At 50.9% G+C, this 6,377-nt stretch carries 5 protein-coding genes; all 5 read left to right on the top strand.

Annotated elements, in window-relative coordinates:
• On the top strand, positions 1 to 2,956 hold a 2,956-nt coding region (locus ACFSUC_RS12720; protein WP_379929991.1), incomplete at its 5' end, for an AMP-binding protein.
• Between the two features lie 28 nt (positions 2,957 to 2,984).
• Positions 2,985 to 4,280 carry an MFS transporter gene (locus ACFSUC_RS12715; RefSeq protein WP_379929990.1) on the top strand — a complete coding sequence of 432 codons (1,296 nt, stop codon included), beginning with the start codon at positions 2,985 to 2,987 and terminating at the stop codon, positions 4,278 to 4,280.
• Positions 4,281 to 4,342: 62 nt separating this feature from the next.
• Positions 4,343 to 5,656, top strand: coding sequence for a diaminobutyrate--2-oxoglutarate transaminase (ectB, locus tag ACFSUC_RS12710; protein ID WP_379929989.1), 1,314 nt, complete (start codon positions 4,343 to 4,345; stop codon positions 5,654 to 5,656).
• A gap of 129 nt (positions 5,657 to 5,785) precedes the next feature.
• Entirely contained in the window at positions 5,786 to 5,944 is a 159-nt protein-coding gene (locus ACFSUC_RS12705) for a YfhD family protein (protein WP_379929988.1), read from the top strand.
• 18 nt (positions 5,945 to 5,962) lie between these two features.
• Complete coding sequence (locus tag ACFSUC_RS12700; RefSeq protein ID WP_379929987.1) at positions 5,963 to 6,352, top strand: hypothetical protein; 390 nt, start codon at positions 5,963 to 5,965, stop codon at positions 6,350 to 6,352.
• The last annotated feature ends 25 nt before the right edge of the window (positions 6,353 to 6,377 follow it).

Below are 6,377 nucleotides of genomic sequence, written 5' to 3'. Positions count from 1 at the left end.
AACTGGCCGTCCGAAGGGGGTTATGGTCGAGCATCGCAATGTGATCAGACTGGTGAAGGACACCACCTATCATCCCTTCGAGCGGGGAGAGCGCATCCTTCAGACGGGCGCGCCTGTATTCGATGCCTGTACGTTCGAAATTTGGGGGGCGCTCTTAAACGGCTTGTCCCTGTACATCACAGATCACTTCACCCTGATTGATCCTGACAAGCTGGGAGCCATGATTCGAACCAGCGGGATTACGACGATGTGGCTGACGTCCCCGCTGTTTAATCAGCTGGCGCAGCAGCAGCTGGCCCTGTTCGAGCCGCTGAGGTATTTGCTGGTTGGGGGAGATGTCTTGTCGCCCAAGCACATCCAGGCCGTACAGGCACAGTGTCCGCAGCTGCGCATCACCAACGGGTACGGGCCGACCGAAAATACGACCTTCTCCTGCTGCCATGCGATCAAGGCGGAAGAGGCAAAGACGGGTGCGTCGATTCCGATTGGCAAGCCAATCTCCGGTTCCACCGCCTATATCGTGGACCGGGGCGGTCGCTTGCTGCCGGTCGGAGCCGTCGGGGAGCTATGGGTTGGCGGCGAAGGAGTCAGCAGAGGGTACCTCCATGACGAGGAGCGGACGAGGGAGACGTTTATACCGGACCCTTTTGCAGCAGGCAAACGGATCTACCGGACAGGCGATCTGGCGAAGTGGCAGCCTGACGGGACCCTCGTCTTTATGGGCCGCATGGATCATCAGGTGAAAATTCGGGGCTTTCGTCTGGAGATCGGAGAGATTGAGCAGGTGCTGATAAAGCATGAGGGGATTCGGGAAGCGGTGGTGATCGTCAAGGAGAGCGAGGATGAAGCGAAGCAGCTGGTGGCGTACCTGGCCTGTGCCGAGGAGATTCAGGAACAGGAACTGCAGCAGTATGCGGTGAAGCAATTGCCAGAATACATGGTTCCAGCGTGCTGGGTCAGACTGGAGAAGCTGCCGCTGACCCCTAACGGAAAGGTTGATCGACAGGCGTTGCCAGAACCGAAGTGGACGCGTGAAGACGAGCAGATCGATACGCCGTTCCACAATGACAGGGAGTCGCTCATCGCATCGATCTGGGAGTCTTTGTTGCAAGTACCCAAGGGCTCCATTTCCCGAAAAGACAACTTTTTTGAACGGGGCGGCCATTCGCTGCTGGCGATGCAGATGGTCTCACAACTGGGTCAATACGGATGGAACGTCAGCATCCAGCATGTCTTTCAGGCGCAAACACCTGCTACCTTGGCCGAGATTCTGCACAAGCAGGAACAAACCGTCGAAGATAAAATTCGAGACTTCGCGCTAGCTGAAAACGTGTTATCTGAGCTTCTCCGTCGTCCTTGTCGATTCAGAACCTATTCGGTTGCCGAGCGTGATGAACGTGTGCTCTTTATCGGCAGAGACGGTTCCTCTTCCTCTACAAATGACGGAGATATGCGACCAGTAAGGGCCTGGATTCGATGGAAACTGGATGCCGCCCTTCACCCGCATCATATCGTAGTCGGGGATGAAGACTTCTCTCCGAACGATGAGAATGAGGCCGAGTGGGGAACGTACCTGAACTTGCGATCGGGGTGTGAAGACGCAGAACTGGATGTGATGCTGGCTGATGTGTGCAACATGCAGGAGCAATTGGCAGCCTGCTTGATGGCGGAAGGTATCGAGCAGGAATATGAGCCTTCACCCTCGCAAAGGTATCATATGAAGCACAGCGATGTATCGGGAACTTATCTTGTGTTTGACCATGCCATCGACGAGCTTCGATTGCGTGACGCCTTGCAGCTGACGATTCAACAAGAAGCGGTCATGCGGAGCAGATGGGCAACGGCAGAACATGAGCGCGCAGCGCACAAAGGTTGCTGGCAATTGTATCGAGCGCCCAAATCGCTACTGCTGCCGACGCTGGACTTGACCCCATTCACACGAACGGTACAATCGCACATATTGAAGCAGCTGATGGCCCGCTTTTTTATCAAGCCTTACCATCTGACCGATTCCATGTTGTACAGGCTGCTGTGGGTGAAGTTGAATGAAAGAGAGTCTGTGCTGCTGCTGCCTTTCTCACATATGCTATTTGATTATATGAGCAGTGAAGTGCTTCGAAATGCCATTCTGACCCGTTACGAGGAGCTGCATACAGAGACAGACAGGAAATCTGAAAAGCCGAACAAACCTGAAAAGGCCAATGCATACTTGCGTTTTATTGAGCAAATTCGCAAAGGCCCGCAGCACACTCATGACAGTGAGCTGTATGAAAAGTTTGAGATCGATTTGTTTCAGCAATCTGTCAATGAATTGAATGCGCGTGTACAGAATGGTTCATTTGACACGTCAACGGTTGTCTATGTGGAGCTGGACGTGCGCCAGGAGAAAGAAGAACCGGATGCGACATGGATGTGGGAGAAGGCGCTGGACGTCTATACGGCATTTTTTGAGACGTATCTGGGACTGTCTGTCGTACCGACGTGGCTCACGCATTATGGCAGAAGCTACGAGGATCAGACTTTTTACGAAATGGTGGGAGAATGTGTGGACTATCTGCCTGTGTGCCTCAAGCATGCCCATGCATCCAGAGAGAACGCAGCAGAAATCAAAACAAAGTTGGACTGGATTTCCCGGCACAATACCCATTTCACTGGCCTGATCTATGATGAATCGATCCGTTCGCGATTCCCCGTGAGCGGCAAGGGATTGCATGATGCCTTTCAACAGTTACCGATCAATTTGAACTATCTGGGTGAAATGAAACCGGAGGACGGAAATCTGGACGGTCTGGACATAGGCGGGGTGAACAGCCATGAATATGACCGGATATTGTATATGACATGGCATCATCAAACGAAGCTCTGTATCTCCTTGATCCTGCCATTCAGGGAAAGCAGGGAAAAGCTTGAACAATTGTTGAGAAAAGCGTCCAAAGCTCGCATGTTCAGCTCATGATACTTCAACTAATGGGAGGCAAGGATTGATGAGAGATACACGCAACATCATATTGTTCAGTCTCAGTCGTTTAATTTCCGAAATTGGAACCTCTGTTTTTCGTTTCGCCTTGAGTTTGTATATTCTGGATCTCACCGGATCGGCGACCATGTTTGCACTGATTCTCAGCTTTACATTTATTCCGGGTGTGCTGGTGAATATTTTTGCCGGGGTGTTCGTAGACCGGGCAGACAAGAAAAAAGTGCTCATTTACAGTGATTTGTTAAGCGGGATTTCCATTTTTCTGTTCATGATCCTCTATCATTTTCAGCCGACTGAAATTTGGCTGTTTGCGGCCTATGCCATTGTACTGAGTACGTTTCAGGCCTTCTTCACGCTGGCTGTCAATGCGTCTGTTCCGAATCTGGTATCGGAAGAAAAGGTGGCTGCGGTCAATTCGAGCAACCAGAGTATCGGAGCCTTAATCAGCATTATCGGTCCGGTAATGGGGGCGGTGGCCTACAGTATGCTCGGGCTCGGCATGATTTTTTTGCTGGATGCCATATCCTTTATCCTCTCCGGCTTTCTAAATATGCTTCTGCTGTTTAGAAAATCCGAAATCGATCCGGATGAACCACAGAAATCGTATATGGAAAGTATGAAGGAAGTGTATCGCTACATTCAGGATCGGGCTGCAATCAAGTACATTCTCGGTATTTTCGTGGCATCCAATTTTGTCATTACCCCTGCGGTATCGCTGGTTCTTCCGTATATTGTGTACAATCAGCTGAAGCTGTCGGCTTATCATCTTTCCTACATTGAGGCCGCGCTGGCAGTCGGGATTATTGTTGGGGCGCTGATTGTCGCGGTACACAAGGTCAATCGATTTGTCATCAATAAAATCTTTATCCTGATTCAGCTTCAGGCGCTTATGATTGTGTTGTGGGTCTTTCCGAAATTTTCATTTTTACCGGACGGAGCAGTGTGGCTCACCTTGGGATATATGGGGTTGCTGGCACTGACAGGTATCTTTAATGCCATGGGCAATATCCCGATGATTTCGTTCGTACAGCTGCAAATTCCAGAACGCATTAGAGCGAGCATTTTCGGCGTCGTAGGAACCGTGACCACGCTGGCTGTTCCGATCGGCATGTGGGTGTACGGGGCCATGCTGGACATCTTTGATTATTCCTACATTCTGGTTGCTTCCGGGCTGTCACTCATTGTGCTGGGTGCTCTCGCGCATCGAAACCGGGATTTACGAGAATTTTTCAGACAGACTCCGCCAGCAGAACCTGCTCCAGCGGGTGGTCAGGTGGAATCCAAGACGGTGGAAGTGAATTAGCTGGCGCTGGTCGGTGTCCATCATTGTTCGGTGATAGATATGGAAAGGGAGGGAAGGAAGATATGCACATTTTCGAACAAGTTGAATCCAATGTTCGTTCATATTGCAGAAGCTTTCCGGTTGTTTTTGACCGGGCAAAGGATGAGTGGCTGTACACCGATTCAGGTGATCCATACCTTGATTTTTTCTCAGGTGCAGGTGCGTTGAATTATGGTCATAATCCGTCTTATTTGAAGGAGCATCTGATCGAATATGTTCAATCAGACGGTATTGTCCATGGTTTAGATATGTATACGAGAGCCAAGGAAGCATTCCTGGAAGCGTTCGTATCCGGTGTTTTGGAACCGTCAGGACTGCATTATAAAGTCCAGTTTTGTGGAGCCACCGGGACAAATGCTGTAGAAGCCGCCCTGAAACTGGCACGAAAAGTGAAGGGGCGAAACGGCATTTTCTCATTCATGGGTGGCTTTCACGGGATGTCCCTGGGGAGTCTGTCTGTCACGAGCAACCAAGCTCATCGGGCCGGTGCGGGAATGCCGCTTCATGATGTTACGTTTTTTCCCTATGATGACGCGGCCCAGTTAAACGGGCTGGATTCTATGGCATACATGGAATACGTTCTGACGGACAGTCATTCCGGAGTGGACAAGCCCGCTGCTGTTATTTTTGAAACGATACAAGCAGAGGGTGGTATTCGTGTAGCGAGTGCAGCTTGGATGCAACGGCTTAGAAAGCTATGCGACGATCATGATATTTTGCTCATTTGTGATGATATTCAGGTTGGCTGCGGCAGAACAGGCCCTTTTCTTTCGTTTGAACGAGCAGGGATTGTGCCGGACATCGTGATGCTGTCCAAATCGATTAGCGGTTATGGGTTGCCGATGTCCATGCTGCTGATGAAGCCGGAGCTGGACATTTGGAAGCCCGGGGAGCATAACGGGACTTTCAGGGGCAATCAACTCGCCTTTATAACCGGGAAAGCTGCACTCGAATGGCGAAAAGAAGTCAATCTGCAAGCCCTGACGGTACATAATGAAACCGTCATTCGTGAGTTTCTCTCCCACAACATTCAGTCGCTGCATCCAGACATTGAAGTTCGGGGTATGGGCATGATTTGGGGCATTGACTTGGCACGCCTGGAGGGTGAGGATCGGTATCATGTGTTGACAGCCTCTATTGCAGCGGCCTGTTTCGAGCAGGGTTTGGTGATCGAACGAGCAGGCAGAAACGGAAGTGTGCTGAAGATCATGCCTCCGCTGACGATTGAGAAGGAGTCGCTGAAGCAAGGCTTGACCATGATCGAGAGCGCGATCACACTGGTGATGAACGAGCGAAGCCTGCCTCATCTGCACCCGGAACCATCGATAAACATGTAACGGATATGAATAAGGTTCATTGACCTCCTCTTCTCCTCTTTACAGAAAGGTGAAGCAGGAGGTTTTTTTATTTGGCATAACTTTTCAGTCAATCGCTTATCCTAACGGAAATAGGAGGAGGTGTGGCCGATGAATGCCAAACGTCCAGCCGGACAGGCAACGCAGGAGCAAAAGCTCCCCATTTCCAAAAATGAAGATGTTGAATTTTCTATGGATCAGGCGGACGCAGCAGATTTGGAAGCGTTGAAGCGGGCAGATGCTGCGGACAAGCGTCAGGAGGAAGGATAACAGGAGGTGGAGAGAATAATGGCAGATAAACCGATTACCGCTTTTTTTACTGACAAGGATGCCGCAGAAGGAGCAGCCACCGACCTGCATACCCTGCGGGTGCGAGATATCTCGATAGAGCGAATGGAAGATGATCGTCCGGAGGGCTACCATCCATTTGTGGCCGGTACTTTCGGCGTGCCCCAAGGAAGTGCTCCGATGAATATGGGGGCGTATAACGGACAGAATCTGGTCATGATGAGTGCGGGTATCGACGGGTATCTGGAGGAAACCTCGTACAAGAATGAAACGGGGGATCGCAAGGATGAGCAGCGGAAGGTCATGCTGTCCTTCCATGTCGATGAGCAGGATGCCGATCAGGCGATTGCGATGATCCAAAAGGCGCGAGGAGACATACAGGATATCTAGCCGAGCCGCAAACAGACAGGGGGAC

Source organism: Marinicrinis sediminis (assembly GCF_042685085.1).
Classification (GTDB): domain Bacteria; phylum Bacillota; class Bacilli; order Paenibacillales; family KCTC-33676; genus Marinicrinis; species Marinicrinis sediminis.
This window is presented reverse-complemented; position numbering and strand designations above follow the sequence as displayed.